The sequence below is a fragment of the Pseudoalteromonas sp. 3D05 genome, from assembly GCF_002723455.1.
GTDB lineage: Bacteria > Pseudomonadota > Gammaproteobacteria > Enterobacterales > Alteromonadaceae > Pseudoalteromonas.
Genome location: NZ_PDUS01000003.1, coordinates 14,641 through 40,159, shown reverse-complemented (window position 1 = coordinate 40,159; position 25,519 = coordinate 14,641). Strand labels below are relative to the sequence as shown.

Sequence of the window (25,519 nt, the reverse complement as noted above, 5' to 3'; positions counted from 1 at the left end):
CAAGCGCCCATTAACTTATTGGGCGCTTTAAAATCATATCTTGATGCTCTATACCATCTTCTAAGTACGGCTGCTTTATAGCTGTAAAGCCAAGGGCTTGATAAAAACCTAACAAGTAGGTTTGGGCACCAATATATATCTCTCTGCTGGGCCATAATTTAAAGCACCTTTCGATTGCTTGTGTTACCAACTCGTGTGCAAACCCGTTGCCACGATGCTCTTTACTAATCAGCACGCGCCCTATTGCACTGTACTTATCATCTTTTAAGTAACATCGAGCATATGCGCCAAGGTGTTCGTCAGTAAGCCAATAAAGGTGCTCTGTGGTGCTATTGCAATCTACGTTATCTAGCTCTGGGTATGCGCAAGCTTGTTCTACAACAAAAACATCGACACGCCCTTTTGCAATCAGAAATAATTCTTTTGTTGTCAATTCTGAAAATGACTTGGTTATTAAATTCATAACAATCCTAATAAAAAAGCCCAGACAATGCTGGGCTATTAAACGAGATAAATGTAAGTCTATGCAAATAATCGTTCAAGCTGATCACACAATTGGGATAAATTAACATGGTCATGTTCAATGGTTAAATCTACGTAACCATCACCACGAAACGCTCTATCAAGTTCAATCAATACATGCGTCTTATGAGCCTCAGGGACAAACGACAACTCAATCTCTTGCAAACCAAATAAACTGCGGCTATTTGGTTTATATTCAAGCTCTTGATAACAACCAGATACTGAGCTAAATGTTGTAGCACGCAAATACCCTTTTTCTACATCTGCTTTGACTAAGCTAAAACCGAGATTATCCATTGCCTGCATGAAGGTATTAACTGCATCATTAGGGTAAATATGCAGGTGATCTTTATCACTTGGATCAAGTGCCAGATCAATGTCTAATCCTGTCTCAAGCCAAACGTGCGATTGGTTATACCCGGCATTAATTTCTGTTATCGGCGTTTCTGAATGTAGGCGAGCTTCAAAAGGAATATGTTTTTCTTGTCCTGGCTCTATTGTGCCAATGTCAGTGATCCGCCACTTATCTATTACGTGATTTGTGAAATAACTGCCCTCTTCACCTTCTACTTTTACCCGCGTCATCAAGGCTAAATCGAGCCCAGATATTTCTTGGCTTACGTCACCTGCTGTGATTACAATTTGAGCATTAAACTTTTGCCCAGGCTGAAGGTGCTCGGTTTCTAAAATAGTATCAACTTTTGCTGCACCAATACCGACTGATGCAAGAATTTTTTTAAACATCTATTTCTCCTTAAGCATAGCCGTCTTAATACAACTACACCTAAAATCCTTTGTTACTGCATCTTAACCATATTTAAAAGCTGATGTCAGCGAAAAAATAGCTATTTAATCAGTTTTTACATTAAACAATGCACTATTGCATGTTTTTCATACGAATTATAGATAGTTCAAGTGTATCTTCATTAGTCATACTATTTATTTCAAAAACACTGAGATTTCGCTACACTGTAAAAACAAATGAAGTCATATTAAGTATTATGGAACTAATTTATTTTGCAGCAGCGTTTGTCTGCGGTTTTGTTGTTTACCAACTTAAACTTCCGCCATTGATCGGCTTTCTAATTGCAGGTTTTGCCTTAAACCTTTCAGGGTTTAAAACCACCGAACTTCTCAATTCAATCGCAAACTTAGGTGTAACTCTTCTGCTATTCAGTATTGGATTAAAGTTACGTGTCGCTAACTTAATAAAACCCCAAGTTTGGGCACCCGCTTCTATACACATTATTTTAAGTAGCTTACTCTTTGCTGGCTTTATGCTGCTACTGGGGTATTTAGCACTGCCTTTATTTAAAGAACTTAGTTGGCAAAGTTCTTTATTAGTTGGTTTTGCTTTTAGTTTTTCAAGTACTGTTTTTGCTGTAAAGGTGCTTGAGGAGCGAGGCGAAATGTCCAGCCTGCACGGCAAGATTGCGATAGGCATACTTGTCATGCAGGATATCTTTGCCGTTATATTTTTAGCAATTAGCACCGGTAAATCACCCAATGCCTGGGCTATCGCGTTATTTGCGTTATTACCTTTAATGCGCCCCGTGATGTTTTGGATATTGAACCGCTCGAAACATGGCGAGCTTTTACCTTTGTTTGGCTTTTTCTTCGCTCTCGTTGTTGGCTATCACGCGTTTGAATTTGCAGGATTAAAAGGGGATTTAGGTGCGCTGATCATTGGTATGATATTCGCGCCACACAAAAAAGCAGGCGAGCTTGCAAAGTCCTTACTTAATTTAAAAGAAATCTTATTGGTAGGCTTCTTTTTAACAATAGGCTTGGGTGCAGAATTAACAATAAACTCCCTCTTTATAGCCCTATTAATTATTTTAGTGTTGCCAATAAAAGTTTCTTTGTACTATGTTCTAACCAACGTGTTTAAGCTTCGTGCTCGCACCTCACTGCTCAGTGCTTTTACACTTTCAAATTATAGCGAATTTGGTTTAATCGTCTGTATGGTTGCAGCCACAAGCGGCTTGATCACCGCTGAATGGTTAGCTGTTATGGCAATCGCAGTTTCAATTACCTTTATTATTGCATCACCACTAAATAAGCGTTCTAACGAAATCTACGTTAAAATCGAGGCTTGGTTGTTAAAGTTCGAAAGCCAAACACGCTTAGCAGAAGAACTGCCTGTGAACCTCAACGATACTAAAATCGTTATTTTTGGTATGGGCCGTATCGGAACAGGTGCATACGAAACCATCAATATGACGCACCCAGGCGTTGTTGCTGGTGTTGACATAAAGCCTGAGGTTGTTGACAAGCATATAAAAAGAGGCCGAAAAGCATTGCTAGCTGATGCAACTGATCCTGACTTTTGGCAAAGAGTAAATCATTCAAGTGTTGAAATGATCATGCTGGCAATGCCCAAGCATATGCAAAACATTTTTGCTTTAGAGCAATTAAAAGCATCTGGATATAAAGGTCAAGTAACAGCGATTGCTAACTACCCAGATCAACAGAAAGAGTTGGAAGATATGGGTGTTGACTCTACTTATAACTTCTATTTGGAAGCAGGTAGTGGCTTTGCTGAACATGTAAAGCAAAAACTATTTTCTTAATGTAAAATATTTTATCTTTTTCGATTATCAGTGCCTAAAAGGGTACTGATAATCATTTTCATCATTAATTCATTAACTTAGTAATAAAACACCAATTCTAAGAGTTTTTCCAAGCTTAAATACCGTCAACTACATTTACAAAGCTTTACATCGAAATTGGCATTTGCCAACTAAAACAGAGTAAACTGCATTCGTTGAATATTTGTAAGTATCTATTTTTAACACACAATTTTCGCCCGTGAGTGTTTTGCGCAAGCTAGAAAGCTTCTATTTATTTGTGATTATGAAAGGTTTTAGATGAAAGATAAGTTTACTATACAGCATCAAGCTGTGGCTGATGATTTACAAAGCCCAAAACTAGTTGAGCTTCAAAATCGTCTAGACGAAATTTTAAATCAAGGAATGACAGCGATGACAATGCGCGATGTGTTATTCCATAAGATGCTTGATGTGTACCAAGTCCCTAGCGATCATTTTTTGCGCGAAAGTGAAACTCCACTGCGAATCGACGACCCTGCAATCATTATTCAACTAAAACAGCTTGGGTTTACAAAAAAATCATCGTACCAAATTCATTAAGTAAACTACGAGGCCTACTCCCTCGTATCTTATAGGCTGTTTCTTGCCCGTCACAGCCTATTCTTCCCTCTCTCCTGGTGTTTGTAGTAAACTAAAGCACATACCTGTTTCATTCTACGGCATCCCTAAATGGACTCTAAAATACTTAAGACCGCCATCAATACAACAATGCCTTTTGGGAAATACGCTGGCCGCCCCTTGCTATTACTACCCGAACCCTATCTTGTTTGGTTCAAACAAAAGGGCTTTCCCCAAGGTCATCTGGGTACTCAACTTGCTATGATTTATGAAGTGAAACTCAATGGGCTAGAAGAAATGCTCATGCCACTTTTAGATAGCAAAAAATAACACTCAACATTATGAACTTATTTATTTAAAGACGGTCTATTAAATTGCTACTTGTTGATTTTGGTTTAAACCGTAAAAAGCGCCATAAGGCGCTTTTTTATTTATCTCGTTTAAAGTCTAGGTAACCTGAACTCTGGAGACTAATAAATATATTTNNTTAACCAGAGTTCAGGTTAGGTAAATAAATTGTCACCCTCGCACCACCTAGAGTGGAGTCAGACACCAAATAATCTCCTTGGTGCCAAGAGATGATTTTTGCAACTATAGCCAAACCTAAGCCGAAACCCCCTGTTTTTTTATCCCGACTCTTATCCAGTCGGGTAAACGGCTTAAACACGGCTTCTCTTTGAGCAAACTCAATACCTGTTCCATCATCTTCTACATGAATGGTTATTGTATCTGGCTCTTCTACAAGGCTCACATGCACATGATTTTTAGCATGTTTTAGGGCATTACCTATTAAGTTTTGCATACTACGTGCAATAAGGTGAGCGTCGCATGTGTAGGTATAATATGCAGGCAAAGACGTTGTAAGCGTTATATCAGTCGCATAATCAAGCTTTTTAATCACGTTGTTTGTCAACTCGACTAAATCACATTGCTCAACCTTTATATTCGGCCTTTGGCTATCAAGACGAGCGTAATCGAGCATCTCTTTCACAAGTGATTCCAGCTCAGAAATGTCTGCTTGCATTGTATCAATGTAATTGAATGCTTTTTCGTCAGTAACTTTATCTTCCAGCATAACTAACGCAAACTTTAAACGTGCTAGTGGTGTTCTGAATTCATGAGATACAGATGATGTTAGTTCTTGCTGAGCAGTTAATAAGTGCTGAATGCGAAGCTGCATCGCACTTAAAGTGTCAGTAATAGGTAAAAAGAAAGACTTCGACGACTCTGTTAATTGAAAATCTTGAGAGCCATCAACGGCCTCACAAGCTTGTCTTAATTTTGAAAAATCTCGCCACAACAAAAAGCTCCATAACCCAACAGGCACACCTACCACACTCAATAATAAGAAGTATGGCCAAACTGACGGAAATATGGGCTCTGACACATCAATAGGGCCAACCTGAAGTAGGCACTCACTATCAATTGTGACATACCAGACTAATCGTTGCTGTTGATCAAAAAGATAAATAAAGTGTTTTTCCGACAATTCATTTTGATACGTAATAGGTAATGCCACATCTTTGGTTAGCACGACAGTCGCCCCAAAATGATGCGATACCTGTTCAATACCTTTTGGTGTTTGTGCTAATAACCAAAGAGAGCGCCCAAATTCATCATCAAGAGAAAGGTGTTGCTGACTTTCTTCGTAAGGCCAAAGCTGCTCTATTACGCCACTAACCAAAAAAAGGGAAACTATAATGTACAAATATAAACTTGCAAACAGCTTCCCCATTATCGATTACATTCCCCATGCATCAGAAACAAATAAGTAACCTTGGCCCCAAACCGTTTTTATACGATATGGTTTATCACTACTGTCACCTAATTTTTTACGAATTCGTGATACACGAACATCAACTGTTCGGTCTAGACCATCGTACTGACGGCCTATCATATGTTGATGTACATGTTCTCGACTCAAAACCTCACCTGCATTTGATGCCAGTAACCACAGTAATTCAAATTCATGTGACGTGAGAGTTATTTCGCTATTATTTAATCGCACAATACGGCTTGTTTTATCAATACTTAAATCACCAAACTGAAGTTCTTCCAAGGGCCTGGTTGTGGCTTGTCCACGTCTTAATAAAGCATTGATTCTTGCTAAAAGTACTCTTGGCTCAGCGGGTTTAATGACATAATCATCGGCACCTAACTCCAATCCGATAACTTGATCAAAGTCTTCACCTTTGGCGGTTAGCATTAAAATGGGTAAGCTGAATTTATCTCTGACTTGACGGCAAACACTAAAACCGTCTTTACCTGGTAGCATCACATCTAATATCATTAAGTCGACTTGGTTTGCTTCTAGATATCCAAACACTTCATCGCCGCGCTCAAGTACCGCAACTTCAAGGCCATTACTTTCTAAGTAATCTCGTGTTAATTGCTGTAGTCCTAAATCATCTTCAACAAGTAATATTTTTGCCATTGGCAGCTCCAGAATTAAAAAAAGCTCCACGGAGAACGAAGCCTACGTCGTGTTGTTTTGGCGCGCGTACTTTGTACGTCAATACTTGCCGTTGCTATCTGTTCATCCGTATGAGGGTTGTGCAGGGAGTATAGGGTCTTAATATGAACATGCGCTTTATAATTAAAACTTGCAACTTTAACTTGCTGCCAACATTGCAACTGCTGATTTTGTTCATATAAACAAACATCCATTTTTTTAGGCAACGACAATGTAAACTTTAAATTAAGATCACAGATATCTTGTTGTTCGGAAACCACACAGACTTTTGGTGATACATTGAGCATATCTTTTGTAGCCTTAGCCTGTAACGGCCAACCGACCAAAGCAAAGACGCAAAGGGTATATTGTAGATACTTCATATTAAAAAATATGATTAAATCCTAAAAAAGCAGTCATAGAATACGATTTTTCGAACAACGGGCTGTCTGCTGAGACTGAATAATCATAGTAAGCCAGATGAAAACGCACAGAATTCACCTCACTCAGAGGCCAACGGGCGTCTATTTTAGCATAAGGCTGCAAGCTACTACCAACTGCAATTGCTTCAATTGGGTTTTCTTTTTTACTCACCCCATAGAAATAATCATTTAATTGTGACGACTTGTACCAAATGCCAAGGCTTGGTTTAACATATACCTCACCAATTCTATGCGACATTTGCCACTGTAGCGCACTACGCCATCCCTTATGAACACCAGATACATCAGACAGAGCTTGAGCAGAGAAAACATGTTTTCCATAAATGTAATGGTAACTCAGACCTGCATCAAGTGCCCATTTACGCTTATCAAGATCATTTACTTCTAGTTTTGGCTGTTGCTCTTTGAACTCTACGGATGAGGAGGTAATAAATGAATTAGATGAGGATAAAGCAAATATATTTGCTGGATGCCAATCGACAAAAAAACGCGTTTCAGGATTAAGCTCAGATACAAAATTAATAACGTGGGAAGAGTCAGGGTTAAGAGTATAACCTAGTCGGCCATTATCAAAAAAAAGATGTTCAGCATAATAAGCAACCTCAGGTATTAACACTAAAGGTAGATTTGACCCACCTTTTAAAGGATTTGTCATAACACCAAATCCAGCATTCAAACTTACATGCCATTGTTCAATGGCGATTTCCTGATTTGATTCACCTTCTGACGGTTGAGCAAATGAGATATTCACAGAGCCAAGCACTGTGCCTACCAAAACCAAGATTTTCGCTATCAACTTCATCGTTATTTTTATACGTTTTTATGCTGTTTGTGTCGGTATAATAGCAAGCTATTAAAAACTTATCCCCAGTTGATTACAATCATTCACACTTTTGATACATTCACCCCCAATATTGTACTAATTAGCCAGGCTATTAATTTCCTTTAAAGATTGCGCAATTTTCCAAAGCGCATTCAAAGCAGGATCGGCAAGGTTTTTCTTGAGCACTGCTAATCCGATTTCAAAACCGGCGGGAGCGTCACGTTGGTCACTTATGATATGAACGCGATCTTTAAGAGGACTATTATCCAGCACGATTTTAGGTACCATTGCTATACCTAACCCTAAGCTAACCATTGATACCATAGCTTCATGGCCAGCAACCTGCGCATATATTTTTGCGTTAATATTATGCTTACGCCACCATTGTTCAAGCCTTTGCCGAGTTAACCCTTGTTCAGGTACGATAAACTCTAATTCAGACCAATCGATTGATTCTGCTTTAGTTGTTAGCTTTTCTCTAATTAACGTAGGATTGCGAGGCGCAATGAACACCAAAGATGAATACCCTATACTCGCAAATGCAATCTGATTCGGTAGTTTGTCAGGTTTAGCGGCTATTGCCATATCTTCATGAGAGTCAAGCACCCTATTGATTGCCAGCGCAGGGTCACCAGTATTTAGCTTTAACTCAATATATTGATGCTCTAATCTTAATTGTTCCAACATTTGATGTAAAAAACTGTATGAAGCGGTAACTGAGCAATATATCCCAACCTTCCCGTATATCGTCTGTTCAGGGTCTTGAACATTTGCACGAAAACGATGCCAATTAGTAAGCGTAGCATTTGCATAATCAATAAACGACTCACCTTCACGTGTTAATTTTACACTTCGGTTATCTCGACTAAATAATGCAACGCCAACTTCATCTTCCAATTGCATTATATTTCGGCTCAAAGTTGGTGCACTGATATGACACAGCTCGCTCGCACGGGCAAAATGCAACGTTTTTGCTAACACCAAAAAGTAACTTAATCGCTTATGATCCACGCTCATTCCTATATTTCATTTTATGAAACACTTTAATTCAAATATATCATTTTACGCAAGCACATTATTCACATAGGGTAACACCAAGCAAGTCAGTAAACTTGCATCTAACAGCATTTATATGAATAGGATACTAACAATGGCGAATTATTTTAATACACTTCCTTTACGTGAGCAGTTAGCTCAATTAGCGCAATGCGAATTTATGGACCCAGCTGAATTTGCTGAGGGAGTCGAAGCACTAAAAGGTAAAAAGCTCGTTATTGTTGGTTGTGGTGCACAAGGCCTGAATCAAGGTCTTAATCTACGTGACTCAGGGCTGGATGTTTCTTATACATTACGAGATTCAGCAATCAGTGAGCGCCGCCAGTCATTTTTAAACGCATCTGAAAATGGCTTTACAGTAGGTACTTATGAGGAATTAATTCCTAGCGCAGATGTAGTACTTAATTTAACACCAGATAAGCAGCACACCGCAGTTGTCAGTGCAATTATGCCAATGATGAAACAAGGCTCTACGCTTGCTTACTCGCATGGTTTCAACATTGTTGAAGAAGGTATGCAAGTACGTGACGATATCACCGTCATCATGGTTGCCCCGAAGTGCCCAGGCTCTGAAGTACGTGAAGAGTACAAACGTGGATTTGGTGTTCCGACACTTATCGCCGTACACCCAGAAAACGACCCTCAAGGTAAAGGTCTAGCGCAAGCAAAAGCCTACGCAGCAGGCACGGGGGGCCACAGAGCAGGCGTGCTGAAGTCATCATTCATTGCTGAAGTAAAGTCTGACCTAATGGGCGAGCAAACTATCCTTTGCGGCATGCTTCAAACAGGTTCTATCTTATGTTTCGACAAAATGGTCGAAAACGATATTGAACCAGGCTACGCCTCTAAGCTAATTCAATACGGTTGGGAAGTGATAACTGAGGCACTTAAATACGGTGGCGTTACAAATATGCTTGACCGCTTATCAAACCCAGCAAAAGTAAAAGCGTTTGAATTAAGTGAGCAACTTAAGGTGATTATGCGCCCGCTTTACAATAAGCACCAAGATGACATCATCGATGGTACGTTCTCTCGCGTTATGATGGAAGATTGGGCAAATGATGATGCTAACCTATTAAAGTGGCGTGCAGAAACAGCTGAAACTAACTTTGAAAAAACACCTGCGGGTGATGTCGAAATTACAGAACAAGCGTTTTTTGATAATGGCATTTTAATGGTTGCTATGGTTAAAGCAGGCGTAGAACTTGCTTTTGAAACGATGACAGCTGCAGGTATCATTGAAGAGTCGGCGTATTACGAGTCACTTCATGAAACGCCACTTATTGCTAATACTATTGCCCGTAAAAAACTCTATGAAATGAATAGAACAATCTCTGACACTGCAGAATACGGGTGTTATTTGTATAATCACGCTTGTTTACCACTACTAAAAGACTTTATGAAAGACATCTCAACAGATGTAATAGGTAAAGGTTTGGCTGAACAAAGTAACTACGTTGATAACAAAACATTAATCGAAATAAATAAAGCACTACGTGAGCACCCTGTTGAAATTGTAGGCGCCAAATTGCGTGGCTATATGTCAGCAATGAAAAAAATTGTTTAACCCTGGACAATAAAAGAAGTTTCGCTTGTTAGAAACCAAGCCCACTGGCATTTGCTGTGGGCTTTTTCATACCTAAAACAGCAAATAGCATCCTCTAAAAGCAATTAGGTAACTTCCCCAATTTCTACACATATCATATCGCAGTGGCTTATTATTGTGCTAAACTGAACGCCAACGCAGTAAATTAACAAACATATTATGTTCCTACAACGCACTCCAATCACGCAAAAAATAACACTGTTAGGTATCTGTATCGCATTAATGGTATCTGCATTAATAGGTATCACATCTTTATTCAGTGCAAAAAAGATTATAGAACAGCGTATGATTGAGTCTGAGCTCCCTAGTAAAATCCAAGCTATCAATAACTATATTAGTTTAGAGATAAATCAGCTCAAAAGTGCTGCACAACAATTATCTAGCAATGAGTTTATTTTAGATTGGGCAGCTAAGAACAATGCTAATGACACGATTTTAATCAATGAGTTAAACCGCGTAAAACGCCAATATAACCTTGCTACGGCATCTTGGGCTAACAGAGAAAGTGCCCAATACTGGAATCAAGATGGTTTTTTAAGAGTGTTGAATACTGAGCAAGATGCTTGGTTTTACGGCTTCAAACAAAGTGAACAGCCTTTTTCAATTAGCATTTTTCAAGAAAGTGACAACGACGTAAAAATGTTTGTAAATCACCAGCAAACTAATGGTGTAGGCCTTGCAGGCCTTGCAAAAAGCATTTCTGCAATGCAAGCTTTATTAAACAGGTTTAGAATTGAGCAATCAGGTTTTGTATTCATCGCCGACGATACAGGTTTAGTTAAACTCCATAGAGACGCAAATAAAGTTGCCAAAGCACAAATTGACTCACTATATGGACCAGGTATCGCAAGCCAGTTATTGCAAGAAAATGATTTTAATTTATTAGAAACCACCATTGACGATAAAGCCTATTTCCTTGCCGCAAGTCCGATTAAAGGCACACATTTATATGTTGTAGCGCAAGTTGCTAAGGATGAAGTCTTTTCAGGGATAAGTGATTTACAATGGCAGATAATTAGCTTTGCTATTTTAATTGGATTGATTGCATCCGCAGTAAGTTTTCTACTTGCACGTTCATTGTCATCTCCCCTATCAAAAATGGCTGAATTATTCACTCGTTTAGGTTCTGGCGATGCTAATTTAGCCTACCGCTTACCTGAGTCTGCTCAACCTGAGCTGGCTAAATTAAGCAACGGCTTTAACTTATTCCTGACAAAAATTGAAACAGCGATTGCAAAAGTTGCCAGTGAAAGCCATGAAATACGCCAAAGCTCTCAACATGTATTTGATCAAGCACAGCGTAACTCACAAGCTATTGATAGTCAGAAAGAACAGACTATTACTGTCGCTGCGGCTATTAATCAAATGGGCGCTACAGTTCAAGAAATCGCAAGCAGTGCAGCAACGGCTGCAAAGCTAACACAAGATAGTAAGGCAAATACCGACAAGAGCCATCAACAAGTGAGCCTCAGCCAGGAAGCTATCTCGGCTTTAGCTGGAGATATTGATCATATAACCACCCAAGTTGAGCAGCTTTCACAAAAGACAGCGGCTATTGCGACTATTGTTGATTCTATTCGAGGGATTTCAGAACAAACCAACTTACTGGCTTTAAATGCTGCAATTGAGTCTGCACGTGCAGGCGAGCATGGTCGAGGGTTCGCAGTCGTTGCGGATGAAGTGAGAGCGCTAGCAAGCCGCACATCACAATCAACAACTGAAATTCAAACGATGATTGAAGAATTAACGAGTACCTCATCATTAGTTGTTACTAATATCACACAATCAAAAAATAAGGCTCAAGAGAGTGTACTAGCCATGCAAAACTCTGTTCAATTATTAAGTGCAATTACCAATACGGCAAACGAAATAAATGACATGGCAACGCTTATTGCAACAGCAACTGAAGAACAAAGTACGGTTGTTACTGACGTTGGGCGTACAATTGAATCAATTAGCGAGATAAGCGATAAAGCATTGCAAGAGCAAATGAGTACTGAGCAGGCAATTAGTGATCTAGCCAGCAGTGCTCAAGCCTTGGATAAGTTAGTAGCTACCTTTGAAAAGCATTAACCCTTATCGCTAAATTATGACTTACGCGCTTTTAGTTCTAATAGACTCTGAATTAACAGCGCTTCTTAACTTTCAACTTGTTCAGACCTACCCCGCTCAAAATATAGACTATAATTAATATGTAAATTGATTAGTTGGGGCAGTCAAATGACAACATCAAACGCAAACACATGTTTAGCCATCGTTTTATTTCTAATTTTATTAAGCGGTTGTAACGCCACATCCAATAACACACAACTCTCTGCTCCCCCCAATTTTGCTTTAATGTATAGTTTTAAAACCTTACCCGTCGAGACCCCCTCTGAAATATTTGTATTAAGTGAAGATATAAAGCAGCAGTTAGACAGTGCGTTTCCACCTACAAAACGAAACTTGCAGTCTACCCGAAAGCTACTTAGGTTTTTACTTGAAAATGGCGATGAATCATTATCTTATCAATCAGGCGCTACACTGGTTGCTAGCCAAGCCTATCGAGATCTAAATGCCAACTGCCTTTCATTATCTATATTGGCATACAGCATGGCTGAGCATTTAGGAATGGCCACTCAGTTTCAACAAGTACATATTCCAGAATACTGGGCACTAAATAAAGGGTATAACCTTTTAACAAGCCATATAAACTTGCGTATATCTCAGCCTTTAAATAAAGGCAGTAATATAAAACATGTTTACAATAGCTTAGACTCTGTCGTTATAGATTTTGACCCCAACTCTCGAGGCGAAAAGTTTCAAACAAGTAATATTTCAAAAGCCCGGATTACAGCCATGTTTTATAACAATAAAGGTGTAATTGCTATGCTGAATAAGCAATACGATCTTGCTTACAGCTATTTTGGTGCTGCAACTAAAACTGATAACGACTATTCTAGTGCATGGGGTAATTTAGCTGTGTTATTTAGGATCACTAATCAATTTAAAGACGCAGAGCTCGCCTATAATTACGCTTTAGAGGCCGACAAAAATAACCATACAGCTCTTGGAAACTTGGCTTTGCTTTATAAACTAACAGATCGTGATGAACAAGCGAGTGAAATATTGGACTCACTAGATAGAAAGCGTCAAAGCAACCCTTATTATCATGTTTCTTTAGGCAACACAGCCTACAAAGATGGCGCTTATCGCGATGCAATTAAGCATTACCATAAAGCTAAAAAACTCGATAAAAAACTCCATGATAGCTACTTTGGCTTAGCAAAAACCTACTACCAATTAGGTGATTTTAAGCATGCTTATAAACAACTTCGCTTAGCAAATAAATATGCAGATTTTAAACACGATAAAGAACGATATCAGTCCAAGTTAGCAGTATTAAGAAATATGACGGCCAAAGTTAGTGATTAAAAAAGCATTACTTTTACTCTATACGGTATGCTATTGCACACCAGCATATACACAAGTAACACAACAACAGTTGTTTGATGATTTATTGCACCTAAGCTCTGAGACCTTTAATGGAAGAAAAACAAATTCCCAGGGCGCGTTTAAGGCAGCACAATATATAAATAAACGTTTTCATTCACTTGGCTATCAGAGCCAGTTACAACCCTTTGAGTACCGTAGTGGTTTTTTCTCAAGTTCCATGGGCAATAATGTTATTGCCAACTTGACGACATCTAATGCGCTCGCACCGCAACTGATCATAACCGCACATTACGATCATTTAGGTAGCAAAGGTGGAAAGCATTTTCCTGGTGCAAACGATAATGCAACGGGTGTTAGTGCACTACTTTATCTTGCACAGCAACTAAAAGTCCGCCCGCCTAATTTTAACGTTGCTTTTGTCGCGGTGGATGCAGAAGAAAATGGCTTACATGGGAGTCAGTTTTATGTCTCTACGCTTGACACCTCTTTGCCATTATTAAATATTAACCTTGATATGTTGGGCGTCAAAAAGCGCCAGCCTACTTTATACGCTTTTACTTCCCGTCAGCAAAAGCAGGTAGTAAAAAACCTAACAAACTTAATAGCTACAAATAGTATCAATATAAAAGTGACAAGCTCCACATATCATATGAATCGGTTAATAAAAAATAATCGCATTGACTGGCGCAAAGCCAGTGATCATTATTCTTTTGCAAAAGCAGGTATAGGCTACATCTATTTTGGGGTGGGGGATGACAAGCATCATCATAAATTATCTGATGACTTTGCAAGTATTGACCAAACAATGTACTTAGAAACAGTTCTCTATATTGAAAAGTTTATTCGCAAGTTAGACTTTGCTGACTTTTAAAGGCAACTCCTGCGTCTTAATAAACGCTCGCTTTTGGGGTTTTGTTAACTGTTTTACTCTGTACTCGAGCTTTGTTGCTTCACTTCGATTCCCAACCACAACCTGAAAAACTAGTGTTAAAGGCCCTTTCCCCTTCAAGTTTTTAGCCCCTTTACCAGCCTGATGCGTGGCAAAACGTTTAGCAACATCAGTTGAAATTCCTGTATACCAATGCCCCAGCCTGGTTTGAACTATATACAAAGACCAAATTGCTTCTGGCTCTTTGGATGTATTTTTTTCTGAGGCTAAACTTTTATCGCTCTTTATGGTCAAATCATCACTCCAAACATCGATAGTGTAAATTAAGTGCCAAACAATTGTGCAAAAAGGTTTTACCTTAAGTGACTAATCGGTATCATGCAGTTTATAAAAAATAAGGATCCAAACAAACAATGCAGTCGTTAAAAACTTTTTCTCTTTGGTTTATAGTTGCAGTTACGCTTAGTAGTATTGCTGGATGTTCTAGCTGGGTTTACCGTATAAATATTCCACAAGGTAACTTTTTAGAACAATCAGATGTTGATAAATTACGTATTAATATGACACGAGAGCAGGTTCTTTATGTTTTGGGTAAACCCGTCGCAGAAGATGCATTCGATAAAAATACGTGGCACTATGTATATTCTTTCAACTTAGGTCGTAAAAACGAGCAACGTAAATCGCTTACTATTAACTTTGAGAATGAAAAACTGGTTTCATTAAGCGGTGATTACGAGCAGCCTGAAGAATTTAATACCCCACTTGAGCAGTAATCACAATTACTATACCACCTCAAGGTGCTAGTTTCAGTTGGAATTAAAAGCGATTTAGGCTAGGCATTGATTGTAAATAATAGTGGTTCTATTGTTAAAATCAATAACGCAGTATAAATTGCTTTTAAACCAACCCATGGGGCGCTTCACAGGAACTTACTCTCATCGTTGTTACTTATTAAAAGGGATATTGCCATTGTTGCAAAGTAACGCCTTGATATTAAGCCCCTGTGAAACGCTGAATTCTGCATCTTGAGATTGCTTGGGTATATTACAAAAGCTAACCTTTTTCCGTTTACGGCTTGTCGAGTGCTCGCCCACCAGTAACTTTATTCGCGCGGCCTTCTTCTTTTGCTTTTTCAGCTCGCTTACGCCTTGCATCCTTTGGATCTGCTATCAAGGGACGATAAATTTCTACTCTATCACCTTGCGCAAGCACTTGAGTTAATTTGCATGTTCGATTCCACACTCCCAAAGTTAAAGAAGTAGCATCTATTTCAGGACACTTTTGAAGTATACCTGATTTAATTACAGCTTCTTCTGCGCTCGTACCTTGTGGAACCTCTACAGTTAAAGAAGTTGCCGTTGTAGGCAATGCAAACACAACTTCAACACTAATCATAATCGCGGACCATATACATCTTTCGCTCTTTGAGTAAATGCGTTAACCATATTCTTTGCAACATCATTAAAAATTTTCCCAAAAGCCAGTTCAATAAGTTTACTCGCAAACTCAAACTCAAGGCGTAACTCTACCTTACACGCACTTTCATCAAGTGTTCTAAAGTGCCATTGACCTTTTAACGCTTTAAAAGGACCATCCACCAAACGCAACATCACCGTATGCTCATCAACAAATGTATTCTCTGTTGTAAACCATTTTTTAATGCCTGCTTTAGAAATTTCTAAACTTGCCGTCATCGTATTTGATTGCTGAGTTATTATTTTTGCATCAGAGCAATGCGGTAAGAATTTAGGGTATGCATCTACATCATTCACTAAATTAAACATCTCTTTACTGCTATACATAACTAGCGCACTTTTTTCTATTTGTGGCATACTCACTCCCAACTGTGTGGGCGAATTTTAGCAAGCTTTGCGTTTTTCCCCAAACATTACTGGCGCTTTATTTAAATCGACTTTTACATGTAAATTTAAAAAATCGATGTAAAAAGCAGAGCTTTACGTATAATATGGGCCACTATGGCTAAGAAAAAATCATCTAAATCGACAAACAATACCATCGCGTTAAATAAAAAAGCGCGCCATGAGTATTTTTTACACGACAAGTTTGAAGCAGGTATTGAACTACAAGGCTGGGAAGTTAAAAGTATCCGAGCAGGTAAAGTAAATATTTCTGAAACTTATATTCATCTTAAAAATGGCGAAGCTTTTTTGCTGGGCAGTCAAATACAGCCCCTTAACAGTGCTTCTACCCATGTTATTTGTGACCCTCTACGTTATCGAAAACTGCTTTTGAGCAGGCGTGAGTTAGACCGTTTAGTAGGTGCAACCGAGCGCGATGGATATTCATTGATTGCCACAGCTATGTATTGGAAAAAATGCTGGGTAAAACTTGAATTTCAGTTAGGTAAAGGTAAAAAAATGCATGACAAACGCGAGGACGGCAAAAATAAAGACTGGTCCCGTGAAAAAGAACGGCTAATGAAGCACAAAGTCTAACCAATAAACGCCTAACTCTGTTAGGCGTTTTTATTTACTTATATCATTTTACCCATCAAGTAAAGTTCACATTACATTAAACTTTAGTCTTATTTTATAACACCCTTGTTACATGATATTCCTATTACAGGCTCAAAGCCTAAAATATTTATTATGACAACAAGGACTTAAGGATGAAGCAATCACTTCCATTTACACCCTCAATTTTAGCAAGTATGACACTTGCAATCGCCGCAAGTGGCTATACAGCTAACACATCAGCCGCTGAAGAAGTAAAAAAAGTAGAACGTATAGAAGTAACGGGTTCTCGAATAAAGCGCACCGACATTGAAGGCCCTTCCCCTGTGCAATCAATTAGTCGCGCTGATATAGATAATATGGGTTACGATAACCTGCAACAACTACTTGAAAGAATGCCTGTTGCAGGCAACGGCACCTTCTCAACCCGCGGGAACAATCAAGACTCTACTGCAAATGGCGCAGCAGCAGTTAGCCTAAGAGGATTGGGGGCGGATGCAACACTTGTTTTGATCAATGGTCGACGAGTCGCGATCAGTGCATTCGCTGAGAGTATTACAAACTCATTCGTTGATATAAATAGCATTCCTGTTTCTGCTATTGAACGAATCGACATATTAAAAGATGGCGCCTCTGCTATTTATGGCTCTGATGCAGTGGCAGGTGTTGTAAATGTTATTCTCAAAAAAGACATTGATGGCCTGGAAGTTAATTTAGGCTACGGTGGTACAGATGGCCCTAATTATGAAGAAACCTCTGCCAGCTTAGTGTGGGGTACCTCTAATGACAAAAGTAGCGCCTCAGTCATTGTTGACTATTTTAAAAATACATCATTGTCATCAAATGAGATGGGTCGTTTAGGTACTGCAAATCAAAGTGCCTATGGCGGTCAAGACTTCCGCTCATCACGCGGGTTTCCAGGGTACTTTTATGTCGATGATGTAAAAACCATTGACCCCGACTGCCCTGCTGAAAATGCAACTTCAAGTGGCAGTTGCTTATTCGACTATGGTCCATTTGGTTACATCGCGCCTGCCTCTGAGCGTGTTGGTGCTATTTCACAATTTGAGTACAACTTTGACAGCGGCATTACCGCATTTATGGAAATGGCTGTTCAACATAACAGCTCAATTGCAGCTGGCGCCCCAACTCCCTTAGATGAAGATGCAGGGCTAACTGTTCCTGGTAGTCACCCTAACAATCCATTTGGACAAGATATTAAAATAGGACGTTACAGAACAGTAGATGCTGGACCTCGCCAATGGGATATTGAGTCTGATACTCTTCGCTTTGTAGCAGGTCTTAAAGGCGACATAAATGACTGGGGCTGGGAAGCTGCCGTACAAAAAGGTCGCAGTAAATCACTTCAAACAGGCAATCGTTCACAAGGTTGGGTGAGAACAGATTTCCTACAGCAAGAAATTGACGCTGGTAATTATAATCCATTTGGTGGCACCTATAATGACCCTGCTGTAGTTGATCGTATTACTACAAGCTTAGTCCGTCGTGGTGAATCACACATGACCTCATTCGATGCAAATATTACCGGTGAAGCATTTGAATTTGGCGACAGCGTTGTAATGATGGCTGCTGGTATTGAATACCGAGAGGAGGATGTTAGCGATATTCCAGATGACCAATTTCAACGTGGTTTAATTTTTGGTACTGAATCGGTCTCAGCAGCGGCTGATCGTGAACAATATGCAGCCTATGTTGAATTTTCTATCCCCCTTGCTGATAGCCTAGAGCTTCAACTTGCTGGTCGTTTTGATGATTACAGTGACTTTGGCACCACCACGAATCCTAAAGTGGCATTACGCTGGGCACCTACTGACGAAATCACAGTACGTGGTTCATGGGCACAAGGGTTTAGAGCTCCATCACTAGCCCAAATTGGCTTGGGACCATCAGAAGAAAGTCAGTTCTTTGTTGATTCGTACCGATGCGCAGACTCTGGAGAAGATTGTGGCGTACTGGATTATAATATTCAATTTGCTGGTAACCCTGATTTACAAGCTGAAGAATCTGAGTCATGGAATGTCGGTTTTATTTGGGCACCGACAGCCGAAATTGGATTAAGTATTGATGTATGGAGCATAACGCAAGACAACAAAATTGATGAGCAGGCATTTGGTCCTATCTACGATGCCGAATGTGATAATCAAAACAGTTCTGTTTGTGTCCGCTTATCACCTCAAGCTGGACAACGACTAGGCGTTATTCAAAAGATTCACAGTACGTTTGAGAATGTATCATCACAAGAAGTATCTGGTATCGACTTCTCTGCAAACTATAACCACTCATTGGATGATTTAGGATTGCTTAAATTCAATTTAGAGTGGGCTTATCAAGATAAATTCGAAAAAGACGGTCGAGATTACACTGGCGAATACGGTTACCCGGAGCATCGTTGGATTTTCTCTACTAATTGGGAAATGGGTGAATTTAATACCAATGTAAACATCAGTTATGTTGGCGAGTTTGAGGATACGCCTGATATTGATTTTGATGGTACATTAGATTTTGATAGCAACACATCAAGAATGGTTGACTCTCAAGTCTTAGTCGATTTACAAACAGCTTATCGTATTACAGAATCAACAAAAGTCTCTATTGGTATCAATAATTTATTTGATGAAGAGCCTCCTTTTGCAATTGGTGATGGCGACAGTGATTTATATGGCTACGCATCTGGGGTTCATAACCCTCGTGGACGTTATATTTACACTAAAGTGTCATTCGCTTTCTAACATTAACACAACAAAAAACCCGCTAGTAAGCGGGTTTTTTAATTCTTATAACAAGGGCCTAAATTATAGGTCGCCTTCGTTTTCAGAAAGGAACTTTGCAACGCCTGCAGGGCTTGCATCCATCCCTTTTTTACCTTCAGTCCAACCAGCAGGGCATACTTCACCGTGCTCGCTGTGGAATGCTAATGCATCAACCATACGTAACATTTCATCGATGTTACGGCCAAGTGGTAAATCGTTAACTACTTGGTGACGTACGTTACCTTCTTCGTCGATTAAGAATGAACCACGAAATGCAACGCCAGCTTCTGGATGCTCAACGTCATATGCTTTACAGATTTCGTGCTTAACGTCTGCAACTAGTGCATATTTAACTTCACCGATACCGCCATCTGCAACAGCAGTTTTACGCCATGCGTTGTGCGAGAATTGTGAATCAATTGAAACACCAATTACTTCTACGCCACGCTTTTGGAACTCTTCATAACGCTTGTCAAAAGCAATTAGCTCAGAAGGACATACGAAAGTGAAATCTAGTGGGTAAAAGAAGATAACTGCTTTTTTACCTTTGATTGTTTCGTGAAGATTGTAGCTATCTACGATCTCGCCGTTACCTAGTACTGCTGCAGCGGTAAAGTCTGGTGCCTGGCGGCCTACTAATACACCCATTTTATTCTCCAAATATTTGAGTTTATTTCTAATTGCTTACGCAACGCTTGCTTTAATATGGGATCTAAAAAATAAATACCAAGGGCTAGCATGCATAATTGTCAAAATAGTTTAGAGATAATCAGTTTAAATAGATAATCGGATTTTTCGATTTATTCAATCGGATTTATAGAAGACAGTATTTATGTATTCATTGGCATAAAAAAACCTGCAAAGCAGGTTTTTAATAAATAGAAAATCTCTAATCCATTATATCTTCGGGCATATCGCCACGGATCTTTTGCCAAATTTCACCCGTTTGATGACCATATTTACGCATCATAAAGATAGCGCCATCATGCTCACCTTCTTGTGCTAATTTAGTAAGATCTTTATAGAATTGGCGAGCTAGTTGGCGGGTACCAGGATCTGAAAAATAATGACAGCCTATTTTAGAGTAAAAGCCTCTAAACCCATTAAGAATAAGTACATATATGCGATTATTACCCGCAACAGCTAATTCGTGATGGACTTTATAATCGTAATCAGCGAACGCTTGTGCGCTGTCTTCAAGTTCATCGCTTTGTGAAAGAATCTCTATAACACGCTCTGGGGCTAACTTAATCGCAGCACGCGTATAAATTGCACTAATATTGGTGCGCGCCGAAAGCAGTTGATCAGTAAGCTCTGGCATCTTGTCTTCATCAAGACGTGCGAGTGTTTCAAGAATATTTAACCCAGAGGTTTCCCAAAAGTTATTTACACGAGTAGGTTTGCCGTGCTGTATTGTCAGCCAACCGTCTCGGGCTAGACGCTGAAGAACTTCACGTAAGGTCGTGCGCGTTACACCGATTAATTCTGATAATTCGCGTTCAGCAGGAAGAATAGAACCAGGCGGAAAATCGCCATTCCAAATTGATTCAACAATGTACTCTTCTGCAAAGCCAGCTGGGCTTTTTGCTTTAAAAATTCTCATTCAATTCCCACTCGAGTTATCACATTACTTCACTTTCAAGATTAACTGACTGATTGTACCAGATGATTAAAAACTAACAAGCAAAGTAATTCCCCTGCGCTGTTTTTTTAAATTTCGAATGCAATAATGCTAAGAGGAATGTAAACTCAACGCCCCCGAATTGGGAAAAGTATAATAATAAACGGAGTTTATATGTTTAAACATACATCGATCGCACTTGCAATTTCCGCTAGTTTCTTAGTCACTGGCTGCCTTGAAGTAGAAGACAGTAATAATGACGATATTATTTCTGCAATTGAAAATCAAAATAAACCAACAGTAGAAGTAGAATCAGCCCAAACAGCTACATTAACAGGTACTGTTGAGCACTTAATCAGCAACGATAAAGTTAATAACGCCTTAGTCTCTATCAAAATAGGTAATACTTGGAGTGAACCTAAAGCTGCTACCGATGGCATTTTTGAATTAAGCAATTTAGCGCTTGAGTCAGATTTCGCACTATTAGTATCAAGCGCCGATGACTCGTTTCAAGAACGTGCTTTTTACGGCAATACAGGAACGGGCATTAGCCAGTTAGGTGCTTTAGAGGTAACAAACCAAGAAATTATTGAATTTGAAGTGCTACAAAATGGCACCAACGCCCCCGTTACAGACTTAGATTTTACGTATTCAACTTCCAAAGGACTTGAAGACATATCAAATTGGCAACAGCGTAATGAACATTATGTTAGTTCTACATTTAATGAGCAAACAGGCACTTATTCAATTGCGCGTGCGGTCGGCTTAAACAGACAACTTTTAGTAGACTTAGATATTGATAACGATGCTATTGATGACTATGTACTGACTCGTCAACCTAATCAAAATAATACAATTTTTACCCTAGATTTAGATAATAACAGCAGTGTTTATGTGTCTAAAACAGCCCAGAGCGCAGAGTTTTCTGTTCGCCTTTCTGTGATTGATACTCTTGGTAACACAATCAATGATTTAGATATTGTCGCATACACACAACTTTCAAAAACATCTGCAGCAGATTTTGATAGCACAACGAATGAGTACGTATTTGAATATAAAGGCACTTCAACACTTAATTTGATGCTGCCTAGCTACTATGATTCACAAGGAACCTTGTTTCAAAGTAGCAAGATTACAGTAAAGGCTTCAGACGGTGGTGCAAATATTCAAGGTAGTTACAATAGTTCGGTTAATGGTTTTCATCAGATTGAAAATGGAGCTATATCAATTGTAACTCAACCTCAAAAAGGCTATCAAAGTCCTCAAATTGATGTTGTGAGTCAAGATATAGATTTAACAACACAAGGATTTTACGTATTTTTAGATACACCTGTTGAGCTAATTGAAAGTGAAATTTCACTGACAAAAGTAAATCAGCTAAACGTGATCCGTGGTAATGATAGTGACACTGATTTTGTTGAGCCTGGCGTCACTAGTATTAGTCTTGAAGATGTTGCCATGTCATTAACCGCTTCTTTGTCATTAAGCGATAACTTTATAACAGTACTACCTACTGCCACACTCTCTTCGGGCAATTACCGTTATGAAATAGATAAAGTTATCGAAAAAAGTACAAACGTTGAAAAAAATGTTTCAGCCGGTAGCAGCTTTACTGTTGACCAAGCAGGTGAGTTTAATATCGATGATATCAAATTTGATAATAATAACGGTTTCACTAACGGTGAGCTTATTTTTGCATCAAATACTGCGGGGATCTCAGCTGAAAATGCATATTCATCTAATAACGGTGCAATATATTTACCTAGTTCAATTGAGTCTCTTGAAAGTCTTAAATTAGCATTAATTAGCTATACCAGAGACGGAATACAAACTAATGAATATCAACAGAGAACTATCGTTTCAGAAGGTAATACTAATACCCAACAGCTAAGAACTGTTGCCACAGCTTTGAATGAAAATGTTTTAGGTGAAACATATAATATTCATTTACATACTTCACTTGACGATGGCTCTTGGTACATTTCTGATTTTGATTATCAGACTCGGCGCCTAAATGACAATACTGTATCGAGCAACAATCAAGTAACCCTTGGCTATGAATATAAAGTTAAAGGTAGTGAAGAAGTTATAACTGGAAAAATAACTTTACCAGTTCTATAGCCTTACTTTTTGCGGGTATGACTTCATGCCCGCAATCTACTTACCCACCAATACAACAAGCCCTGACCTTTCAAATTTAAAACAATGCTCTTTACTTTTGAGTCCATTGCAGCCGCTTAAAATAACTGTTTATTTAACCCGAACTCTAGTTAAGAGATGCACAAATAAATAGAGGATGGAGATAGATTTTTTATCTAGAGTTCTGGTTATTTAGCACATCCCTTTACCAAAATTCGGTTATTTAATTACTCCCTTCAGGTTTACACTTGCACCTTGATTGAATACTGGGTCATAATCTGAGACAAAGATTTAAATTGGAAACACGATGAATTGGTTAGCAAACTTAGCGCAAAAACGCACTCCTTGGGTTTTATTGGCATTAATAGCATTCACATTTGAAGTGACCGCTTTATTTTTTCAATATCAGATGGGCTTAGAGCCATGCATTATGTGTATATATCAACGAACAGCTATGCTCGGGTTATTAATCGCTGGGGTCATTGGGGCTATTAACCCTAATAATATGATTATGCGTGTTACTGCTTTTTCTACTTGGGCTGTTGCAAGTATATGGGGATTTTTATTAGCCCGTGAACATATTGATATGCAAACAACCACTGACCCGTTTGCGTTTAGCTGTGAGTTTGAACCTAATTTCCCGCTTCCATTGCATGAGTGGATACCACACTTTTTTGCAGCAACTGGTGACTGTGGCAATATTGATTGGCAATTTTTAGGGCTAAGTATGCCGGCATGGATGGAAGTGATCTTCGCTGCATTTACTGTGGTGTTTTTCGCTGTTATATTTAGCCGATTGTTGATCAAAAAGAGTTTATGATGATTGCATTTTTTTCTAGTCAAATTAAGCAGCTTAATCATCTTAAAGTACGTGAGCGGCAAGAGGTAATAGCAATCGCGTTATCAATGCTCTCACCGATACAAAAAATCAATTTACGCATTGTAAAACTGCTACTTTTAACACCTGTTTTTGCATCTCTTGTGTATATTGAAGGCTGGCTAATGCTCGTAGGATTACTTTTAGCAGGGCTTAGCTATCCCTTACTGACGACTCCTGTTGAGATTGCATTTTCAAAAACTTACTTATCTGAAGCTCTAAAACAACATAACAATTTAAAAGGCGAGGATTAACTCGCCTTCAGCAAGAGTTTCATTCAAAGTGATTTATGAAACTCGTTGCTATAACACAATCTTTCCTTCTAATTTTGCCAATAATTTATTTCCAATCCCTTTAACCTGAGTCAATTCGGTTACTGATTTGAACGCTCCTTGACTCTCTCTGTAATCAACTATTGCCTGCGCCTTAGATTTACCAATACCGGGTAAGGTAATCAATTGATCAATATTTGCTTTATTTATATTGATCATTGCAGCTTTGCTTAATTCACTTGCTGTTGCTGATTTAGTATCAACTGCGTAACTAGGGTTGGCTATCGCTAAGCCAAGTAAAATAACTATTAAACTTAAAAACTTCATGTTTATCCTCCATGCTGTCCATACTTGGACTAAATTAATAGTAAACAATATTGACCTCCCTTTTAACTAATCTCAGCTCTTTAAGTAAGATAAAGGTAGGACCTATTAAATAAAGTAAACTGTCATGAATTTGTCAAATGTACCGATAATAAAAAAATTAAAATGTTAACTTGCAAAAATGCACACAAACAATTACTGTACATAAAAACAGTAACCTAATTCAGTGTGTAATATTACACAAAAGTACGTTAGCAGGAGAGATCATGGCTGTTGTTGTTAAATATGTTGTAGAAAGAAGCGGAGTTGAGCGTATGACGTTTACTACTAAAAAAGAAGCTGATGCGTATGACAAAATGCTCGACATAGCAGAGTCATTAGAGGTTATGCTAGAAAAGGTAGACGTTCCTTTAAGCGAACAGCAAATTGAATCTCTTGCTTTAGAAATGGCTAAAAGCAAAGATGGCTTCATTAATGTGCTTAAAGGCGCAAAAGATGTAGTAAGTAAGCCTACTCAAGCTAAAACAAAGAAAGACACTGATAAAGTTACTGACTTAAAGAGTCCATCTGAAAAAGCAGCCAGTTAAACCAAATATACAATAAAAAAGGAGCTTTTAAGCTCCTTTTTTATTGATTGAATTTCAT

General features: G+C 38.8%; 27 protein-coding genes. 14 read left to right on the top strand and 13 right to left on the bottom strand.

All coding sequences use genetic code 11. From position 1 onward, the window contains the following. Positions 1–10: 10 nt before the first annotated feature. Positions 11–463, bottom strand: coding sequence for a GNAT family N-acetyltransferase (locus CSC79_RS04345; protein WP_099294448.1), 453 nt, complete (start codon positions 461–463; stop codon positions 11–13). Positions 464–522: 59 nt separating this feature from the next. Next, on the bottom strand, positions 523–1,266 hold the full coding sequence (locus CSC79_RS04340) for a sporulation protein (protein ID WP_099294446.1): 744 nt from the start codon (positions 1,264–1,266) through the stop codon (positions 523–525). A 257-nt stretch (positions 1,267–1,523) separates the two neighbouring features. On the opposite strand from CSC79_RS04340, the gene CSC79_RS04335 reads away from it, so the two are divergent. The 3 genes from CSC79_RS04335 to CSC79_RS04325 all read left to right on the top strand — a co-directional run bounded on the left by CSC79_RS04335 (position 1,524) and on the right by CSC79_RS04325 (position 4,022). Further along, positions 1,524–3,095, top strand: a complete 1,572-nt coding sequence (locus tag CSC79_RS04335; RefSeq protein ID WP_099294836.1) for a cation:proton antiporter family protein — start codon at positions 1,524–1,526, stop codon at positions 3,093–3,095. A gap of 297 nt (positions 3,096–3,392) precedes the next feature. Continuing rightward, on the top strand, positions 3,393–3,674 hold the full coding sequence (locus CSC79_RS04330; RefSeq protein ID WP_099294444.1) for a hypothetical protein: 282 nt from the start codon (positions 3,393–3,395) through the stop codon (positions 3,672–3,674). Positions 3,675–3,803: 129 nt separating this feature from the next. Beyond that, positions 3,804–4,022: a DUF3820 family protein gene (locus tag CSC79_RS04325; protein ID WP_099294442.1), complete on the top strand. Its 219-nt coding sequence runs from the start codon at positions 3,804–3,806 to the stop codon at positions 4,020–4,022. 157 nt (positions 4,023–4,179) lie between these two features. Here CSC79_RS04325 and CSC79_RS04320 read toward each other — a convergent pair whose 3' ends face one another. The 5 genes from CSC79_RS04320 to ilvY form a co-directional block, all read right to left on the bottom strand. Beyond that, entirely contained in the window at positions 4,180–5,427 is a 1,248-nt protein-coding gene (locus tag CSC79_RS04320; protein ID WP_099294440.1) for an ATP-binding protein, read from the bottom strand. Between the two features lie 6 nt (positions 5,428–5,433). Continuing rightward, positions 5,434–6,126, bottom strand: a complete 693-nt coding sequence (locus CSC79_RS04315) for a response regulator (RefSeq protein WP_099294835.1) — start codon at positions 6,124–6,126, stop codon at positions 5,434–5,436. 14 nt (positions 6,127–6,140) lie between these two features. Continuing rightward, positions 6,141–6,452, bottom strand: a complete 312-nt coding sequence (locus tag CSC79_RS04310; protein ID WP_237113954.1) for a DUF3019 domain-containing protein — start codon at positions 6,450–6,452, stop codon at positions 6,141–6,143. A 76-nt stretch (positions 6,453–6,528) separates the two neighbouring features. Beyond that, on the bottom strand, positions 6,529–7,389 hold the full coding sequence (locus CSC79_RS04305; RefSeq protein WP_099294436.1) for a MipA/OmpV family protein: 861 nt from the start codon (positions 7,387–7,389) through the stop codon (positions 6,529–6,531). Between the two features lie 117 nt (positions 7,390–7,506). Then, entirely contained in the window at positions 7,507–8,421 is a 915-nt protein-coding gene (gene ilvY / locus CSC79_RS04300) for an HTH-type transcriptional activator IlvY (RefSeq protein ID WP_099294434.1), read from the bottom strand. Positions 8,422–8,560: 139 nt separating this feature from the next. Here ilvY and ilvC point away from each other — a divergent pair, with 139 nt between their 5' ends. From ilvC to CSC79_RS04280, 4 genes are all read left to right on the top strand, one after another. Then, positions 8,561–10,033, top strand: a complete 1,473-nt coding sequence (gene ilvC, locus CSC79_RS04295) for a ketol-acid reductoisomerase (protein WP_099294432.1) — start codon at positions 8,561–8,563, stop codon at positions 10,031–10,033. A gap of 198 nt (positions 10,034–10,231) precedes the next feature. Beyond that, positions 10,232–12,145 carry a methyl-accepting chemotaxis protein gene (locus CSC79_RS04290; protein WP_099294430.1) on the top strand — a complete coding sequence of 638 codons (1,914 nt, stop codon included), beginning with the start codon at positions 10,232–10,234 and terminating at the stop codon, positions 12,143–12,145. Positions 12,146–12,292: 147 nt separating this feature from the next. Then, on the top strand, positions 12,293–13,486 hold the full coding sequence (locus CSC79_RS04285) for a tetratricopeptide repeat protein (RefSeq protein ID WP_099294428.1): 1,194 nt from the start codon (positions 12,293–12,295) through the stop codon (positions 13,484–13,486). Continuing rightward, positions 13,479–14,378 carry a M28 family peptidase gene (locus tag CSC79_RS04280; RefSeq protein ID WP_237113953.1) on the top strand — a complete coding sequence of 300 codons (900 nt, stop codon included), beginning with the start codon at positions 13,479–13,481 and terminating at the stop codon, positions 14,376–14,378. Before CSC79_RS04285 ends, CSC79_RS04280 begins: the two co-directional genes overlap by 8 nt. On the opposite strand, the gene CSC79_RS04275 is transcribed toward CSC79_RS04280, so the two are convergent. Beyond that, positions 14,358–14,690, bottom strand: a complete 333-nt coding sequence (locus CSC79_RS04275; protein ID WP_099294426.1) for a GIY-YIG nuclease family protein — start codon at positions 14,688–14,690, stop codon at positions 14,358–14,360. The two genes, CSC79_RS04280 and CSC79_RS04275, sit on opposite strands and share 21 nt — an antisense overlap. Positions 14,691–14,809: 119 nt before the next feature. Here CSC79_RS04275 and CSC79_RS04270 point away from each other — a divergent pair, with 119 nt between their 5' ends. Further along, positions 14,810–15,169, top strand: coding sequence for an outer membrane protein assembly factor BamE (locus CSC79_RS04270; protein ID WP_099294424.1), 360 nt, complete (start codon positions 14,810–14,812; stop codon positions 15,167–15,169). A gap of 295 nt (positions 15,170–15,464) precedes the next feature. On the opposite strand, the gene CSC79_RS04265 is transcribed toward CSC79_RS04270, so the two are convergent. Further along, positions 15,465–15,791, bottom strand: a complete 327-nt coding sequence (locus CSC79_RS04265) for an RnfH family protein (RefSeq protein ID WP_099294422.1) — start codon at positions 15,789–15,791, stop codon at positions 15,465–15,467. Next, positions 15,788–16,228, bottom strand: coding sequence for a type II toxin-antitoxin system RatA family toxin (locus CSC79_RS04260; RefSeq protein WP_099294420.1), 441 nt, complete (start codon positions 16,226–16,228; stop codon positions 15,788–15,790). The genes CSC79_RS04265 and CSC79_RS04260 overlap by 4 nt, the downstream gene beginning before the upstream one ends. Positions 16,229–16,372: 144 nt before the next feature. Here CSC79_RS04260 and smpB point away from each other — a divergent pair, with 144 nt between their 5' ends. Together smpB and CSC79_RS04250 are read left to right on the top strand one after the other, a co-directional pair. Next, complete coding sequence (smpB, locus tag CSC79_RS04255) at positions 16,373–16,852, top strand: SsrA-binding protein SmpB (protein ID WP_099294418.1); 480 nt, start codon at positions 16,373–16,375, stop codon at positions 16,850–16,852. 173 nt (positions 16,853–17,025) lie between these two features. After that, on the top strand, positions 17,026–19,620 hold the full coding sequence (locus CSC79_RS04250; RefSeq protein WP_099294416.1) for a TonB-dependent receptor: 2,595 nt from the start codon (positions 17,026–17,028) through the stop codon (positions 19,618–19,620). Between the two features lie 63 nt (positions 19,621–19,683). Here the strand turns inward: CSC79_RS04250 and CSC79_RS04245 are convergent, their stop codons facing one another. Both CSC79_RS04245 and fadR read right to left on the bottom strand, forming a co-directional pair. Next, positions 19,684–20,289 (bottom strand): peroxiredoxin C, encoded by a 606-nt coding sequence (locus CSC79_RS04245; protein WP_058559809.1) that lies wholly within the window; start codon positions 20,287–20,289, stop codon positions 19,684–19,686. Between the two features lie 241 nt (positions 20,290–20,530). Further along, entirely contained in the window at positions 20,531–21,244 is a 714-nt protein-coding gene (fadR, locus tag CSC79_RS04240) for a fatty acid metabolism transcriptional regulator FadR (RefSeq protein WP_099294414.1), read from the bottom strand. A gap of 192 nt (positions 21,245–21,436) precedes the next feature. On the opposite strand from fadR, the gene CSC79_RS04235 reads away from it, so the two are divergent. From CSC79_RS04235 to CSC79_RS04225, 3 genes are all read left to right on the top strand, one after another. Then, positions 21,437–23,383, top strand: a complete 1,947-nt coding sequence (locus CSC79_RS04235) for a hypothetical protein (protein WP_099294412.1) — start codon at positions 21,437–21,439, stop codon at positions 23,381–23,383. Between the two features lie 325 nt (positions 23,384–23,708). Next, positions 23,709–24,221, top strand: coding sequence for a disulfide bond formation protein DsbB (gene dsbB, locus CSC79_RS04230; protein ID WP_099294410.1), 513 nt, complete (start codon positions 23,709–23,711; stop codon positions 24,219–24,221). Further along, positions 24,221–24,532 carry a DUF6170 family protein gene (locus CSC79_RS04225; RefSeq protein WP_099294408.1) on the top strand — a complete coding sequence of 104 codons (312 nt, stop codon included), beginning with the start codon at positions 24,221–24,223 and terminating at the stop codon, positions 24,530–24,532. Before dsbB ends, CSC79_RS04225 begins: the two co-directional genes overlap by 1 nt. A gap of 48 nt (positions 24,533–24,580) precedes the next feature. On the opposite strand, the gene CSC79_RS04220 is transcribed toward CSC79_RS04225, so the two are convergent. Beyond that, positions 24,581–24,877 carry a helix-hairpin-helix domain-containing protein gene (locus CSC79_RS04220; RefSeq protein WP_099294406.1) on the bottom strand — a complete coding sequence of 99 codons (297 nt, stop codon included), beginning with the start codon at positions 24,875–24,877 and terminating at the stop codon, positions 24,581–24,583. Positions 24,878–25,140: 263 nt separating this feature from the next. Here CSC79_RS04220 and CSC79_RS04215 point away from each other — a divergent pair, with 263 nt between their 5' ends. Then, complete coding sequence (locus tag CSC79_RS04215; protein ID WP_099294404.1) at positions 25,141–25,461, top strand: YebG family protein; 321 nt, start codon at positions 25,141–25,143, stop codon at positions 25,459–25,461. Positions 25,462–25,519 lie beyond the last annotated feature (58 nt).

Excerpts from the sequence above, each read along its gene's own strand:
- CSC79_RS04345 (WP_099294448.1), bottom strand. The coding sequence starts at position 463 with ATGAATTTAATAACCAAGTCATTTTCAGAATTGACAACAAAAGAATTA.
- CSC79_RS04340 (WP_099294446.1), bottom strand. The coding sequence starts at position 1,266 with ATGTTTAAAAAAATTCTTGCATCAGTCGGTATTGGTGCAGCAAAAGTT.
- CSC79_RS04335 (WP_099294836.1), top strand. The coding sequence starts at position 1,524 with ATGGAACTAATTTATTTTGCAGCAGCGTTTGTCTGCGGTTTTGTTGTT.
- CSC79_RS04330 (WP_099294444.1), top strand. The coding sequence starts at position 3,393 with ATGAAAGATAAGTTTACTATACAGCATCAAGCTGTGGCTGATGATTTA.
- CSC79_RS04325 (WP_099294442.1), top strand. The coding sequence starts at position 3,804 with ATGGACTCTAAAATACTTAAGACCGCCATCAATACAACAATGCCTTTT.
- CSC79_RS04320 (WP_099294440.1), bottom strand. The coding sequence starts at position 5,427 with ATGGGGAAGCTGTTTGCAAGTTTATATTTGTACATTATAGTTTCCCTT.
- CSC79_RS04315 (WP_099294835.1), bottom strand. The coding sequence starts at position 6,126 with ATGGCAAAAATATTACTTGTTGAAGATGATTTAGGACTACAGCAATTA.
- CSC79_RS04310 (WP_237113954.1), bottom strand. The coding sequence starts at position 6,452 with ATGCTCAATGTATCACCAAAAGTCTGTGTGGTTTCCGAACAACAAGAT.
- CSC79_RS04305 (WP_099294436.1), bottom strand. The coding sequence starts at position 7,389 with ATGAAGTTGATAGCGAAAATCTTGGTTTTGGTAGGCACAGTGCTTGGC.
- ilvC (WP_099294432.1), top strand. The coding sequence starts at position 8,561 with ATGGCGAATTATTTTAATACACTTCCTTTACGTGAGCAGTTAGCTCAA.
- CSC79_RS04290 (WP_099294430.1), top strand. The coding sequence starts at position 10,232 with ATGTTCCTACAACGCACTCCAATCACGCAAAAAATAACACTGTTAGGT.
- CSC79_RS04285 (WP_099294428.1), top strand. The coding sequence starts at position 12,293 with ATGACAACATCAAACGCAAACACATGTTTAGCCATCGTTTTATTTCTA.
- CSC79_RS04270 (WP_099294424.1), top strand. The coding sequence starts at position 14,810 with ATGCAGTCGTTAAAAACTTTTTCTCTTTGGTTTATAGTTGCAGTTACG.
- CSC79_RS04265 (WP_099294422.1), bottom strand. The coding sequence starts at position 15,791 with ATGATTAGTGTTGAAGTTGTGTTTGCATTGCCTACAACGGCAACTTCT.
- CSC79_RS04260 (WP_099294420.1), bottom strand. The coding sequence starts at position 16,228 with ATGCCACAAATAGAAAAAAGTGCGCTAGTTATGTATAGCAGTAAAGAG.
- smpB (WP_099294418.1), top strand. The coding sequence starts at position 16,373 with ATGGCTAAGAAAAAATCATCTAAATCGACAAACAATACCATCGCGTTA.
- CSC79_RS04250 (WP_099294416.1), top strand. The coding sequence starts at position 17,026 with ATGAAGCAATCACTTCCATTTACACCCTCAATTTTAGCAAGTATGACA.
- CSC79_RS04245 (WP_058559809.1), bottom strand. The coding sequence starts at position 20,289 with ATGGGTGTATTAGTAGGCCGCCAGGCACCAGACTTTACCGCTGCAGCA.
- fadR (WP_099294414.1), bottom strand. The coding sequence starts at position 21,244 with ATGAGAATTTTTAAAGCAAAAAGCCCAGCTGGCTTTGCAGAAGAGTAC.
- CSC79_RS04235 (WP_099294412.1), top strand. The coding sequence starts at position 21,437 with ATGTTTAAACATACATCGATCGCACTTGCAATTTCCGCTAGTTTCTTA.
- dsbB (WP_099294410.1), top strand. The coding sequence starts at position 23,709 with ATGAATTGGTTAGCAAACTTAGCGCAAAAACGCACTCCTTGGGTTTTA.
- CSC79_RS04225 (WP_099294408.1), top strand. The coding sequence starts at position 24,221 with ATGATTGCATTTTTTTCTAGTCAAATTAAGCAGCTTAATCATCTTAAA.
- CSC79_RS04220 (WP_099294406.1), bottom strand. The coding sequence starts at position 24,877 with ATGAAGTTTTTAAGTTTAATAGTTATTTTACTTGGCTTAGCGATAGCC.
- CSC79_RS04215 (WP_099294404.1), top strand. The coding sequence starts at position 25,141 with ATGGCTGTTGTTGTTAAATATGTTGTAGAAAGAAGCGGAGTTGAGCGT.